Raw genomic sequence first — 2,719 nt, 5'->3', positions numbered from 1 at the left:
ACACAATGACGGTACCTAGAGAAGAAGCACCGGCTAACTCCGTGCCAGCAGCCGCGGTAATACGGAGGGTGCAAGCGTTGTTCGGAATTACTGGGCGTAAAGCGCGTGTAGGCGGTTGATTAAGTCTGGTGTGAAAGCCCGGGGCTTACCCCCGGAAGTGCGCTGGAAACTGGTCAACTGGAGTATGGGAGAGGGAAGCGGAATTCCTGGTGTAGCGGTGAAATGCGTAGATATCAGGAGGAACACCGGCGGCGAAGGCGGCTTCCTGGACCAATACTGACGCTGAGACGCGAAAGCGTGGGGAGCAAACAGGATTAGATACCCTGGTAGTCCACGCCGTAAACGATGGGTACTAGGTGGTGCGGGTCTCACCCCTGCGCTGCCGCAGCTAACGCATTAAGTACCCCGCCTGGGGAGTACGGTCGCAAGACTAAAACTCAAAGGAATTGACGGGGGCCCGCACAAGCGGTGGAGCATGTGGTTTAATTCGACGCAACGCGAAGAACCTTACCTGGGCTAGACAACGGTAGATCTCTCCAGAGATGGAGCTTTCCCTTCGGGGACTGCCGGCTTCAGGTGCTGCATGGCTGTCGTCAGCTCGTGTCGTGAGATGTTGGGTTAAGTCCCGCAACGAGCGCAACCCTTGCCTCTAGTTGCCATCATTAAGTTGGGTACTTTAGAGGGACTGCCGGCGTTAAGCCGGAGGAAGGCGGGGATGACGTCAAGTCCGCATGGCCCTTATGCCCAGGGCTACACACGTGCTACAATGGCCGGTACAAAGGGTTGCGACCTTGCGAAAGGGAGCCAATCTCAAAAAGCCGGCCTCAGTTCGGATTGGAGTCTGCAACTCGACTCCATGAAGCTGGAATCGCTAGTAATCGCGGATCAGCACGCCGCGGTGAATACGTTCCCGGGCCTTGTACACACCGCCCGTCACACCATGGAAGTCGGTTGTACCGGAAGTCGGTGTTTCAACCCCTTAGGGGGAGATAGCCGCCGATGGTATGGTCGGTGACTGGGGTGAAGTCGTAACAAGGTAGCCGTTGCGGAAGCAGCGGCTGGATCACCTCCTTTACAGGGAGATCCGTGACAGAACCTGCGGGTTTTGTTGCGCATCCCAGGTGAGGCACTCCGTGTTCGCACGGAGTGGGGTCGTGGAAAGACCCGACCGTTTCGATTCCGTTTCGCTACTGTTCAGCTTTGAGAGACCTGGCGGCGCCAACAGGGGCGTCGGCGTGTGTCGCATACCGGCAGAGGGCCTATAGCTCAGTTGGTTAGAGCGCACGCCTGATAAGCGTGAGGTCGGTAGTTCAAATCTACCTAGGCCCACCATTATTCTCCGGGGCTGTAGCTCAGCTGGGAGAGCGCGGGCTTTGCAAGCCTGAGGTCGTCGGTTCGATCCCGATCAGCTCCACCAGTGATTCAGCTACCCCTACCAGGTCTCCCGATTCGGGATTGGCTGTGATGAGAGCGTAGATTCTACGCGCTCATCACAACCAATTCGGTTTCGCTCTCTCGCCAGTCGAGAGGGATGTTCTTTGACAATCCAAAAGACACAGATAGCCGAGAAAGTGTAATTTTGAAGGTGATGCGTCCTTAAGAGGCGCCACCATTTCGAGACAACGGTTGATCACCAATATAGAAGATCAAGCTACTAAGAGCACACGGTGAATGCCTTGGTACAGACAGGCGATGAAGGGCGTAGTAAGCTGCGATAAGCTTCGGGGAGTTGCTGAACAAACTTTGATCCGGAGATTTCCGAATGGGGAAACCCGCCACGATTAATCCCGTGGCATCCCTCAGTGAATACATAGCTGTGGGAGGCAAACGGAGGGAAGTGAAACATCTCAGTACCTCCAGGAATATAAATCAATAGAGATTCCCGTAGTAGCGGCGAGCGAAACGGGAATAGCCCAAACCGTTCCTGGCAACAGGGGCGGGGTTGTGGGGCTCATTCCGGGCGTAGCCCGGCAAGTTACAAAACTAACCTATAGTTGAATGAACCTGGAAAGGACGGCCAGAGAGGGTGATAGCCCCGTAAGCGAAATAGGTTGGACTTGCTGGAATGAGTACCCGAGTACCACGGGGCACGTGAAACCCCGTGGGAATCTGGGAGGACCATCTTCCAAGGCTAAATACTAGTCTGTAACCGATAGTGAACAAGTACCGTGAGGGAAAGGTGAAAAGAACCCCGGCAAGGGGAGTGAAATAGAAACTGAAGCCGTGTGCTTACAAGCAGTGGGAGCACCATGTGTTGGGTTCGCCCAACGCGGTGTGACCGCGTGCCTTTTGCTTAATGAGTCTGCGAGTTACGCTCTGTAGCAAGGTTAAGCCGCGAGGTGTAGCCGTAGCGAAAGCGAGTCTTAACTGGGCGAATAGTTGCAGGGAGTAGACCCGAAGCGGGATGATCTACCCATGGCCAGGGTGAAGTTCTGGTAACACAGAATGGAGGCCCGAACCGTTAGAGGTTGAAAACTCTTCGGATGAGTTGTGGGTAGGGGTGAAAGGCCAATCAAATTCCGTGATAGCTGGTTCTCTCCGAAATATATTTAGGTATAGCCTCTGATGATTACTGGCGGAGGTAGAGCACTGAATGGGCTAGGGCCCTTCACCGGGTACCAAACCTAATCAAACTCCGAATGCCGCCAAGTACAGTCAGGGAGTCAGTCCATGGGTGCTAAGGTCCATGGTCGAAAGGGAAACAACCCGGACCGCCGGC

At 54.9% G+C, this 2,719-nt stretch carries 2 tRNA genes and 2 rRNA genes (2 of these 4 only partly in view); all 4 read left to right on the top strand.

The window, feature by feature from the left end:
* A 16S ribosomal RNA gene (locus tag EYQ35_05160) occupies positions 1–1,074 on the top strand; it begins 496 nt to the left of the window's first position.
* A gap of 181 nt (positions 1,075–1,255) precedes the next feature.
* Positions 1,256–1,332: transfer RNA gene (locus EYQ35_05155), tRNA-Ile, on the top strand.
* 9 nt (positions 1,333–1,341) lie between these two features.
* Positions 1,342–1,417: transfer RNA gene (locus EYQ35_05150), tRNA-Ala, on the top strand.
* Between the two features lie 227 nt (positions 1,418–1,644).
* Positions 1,645–2,719 (top strand): 23S ribosomal RNA (locus tag EYQ35_05145) (its annotated part continues 938 nt past the right edge of the window); the annotation flags it as partial.

It is taken from the genome of Candidatus Binatota bacterium, assembly GCA_012960245.1.
GTDB lineage: Bacteria > Desulfobacterota > Binatia > UBA1149 > UBA1149 > UBA1149.
Note: the sequence above shows the minus strand (reverse complement) of the source record. Positions and strands in the feature narration are given on the sequence as shown.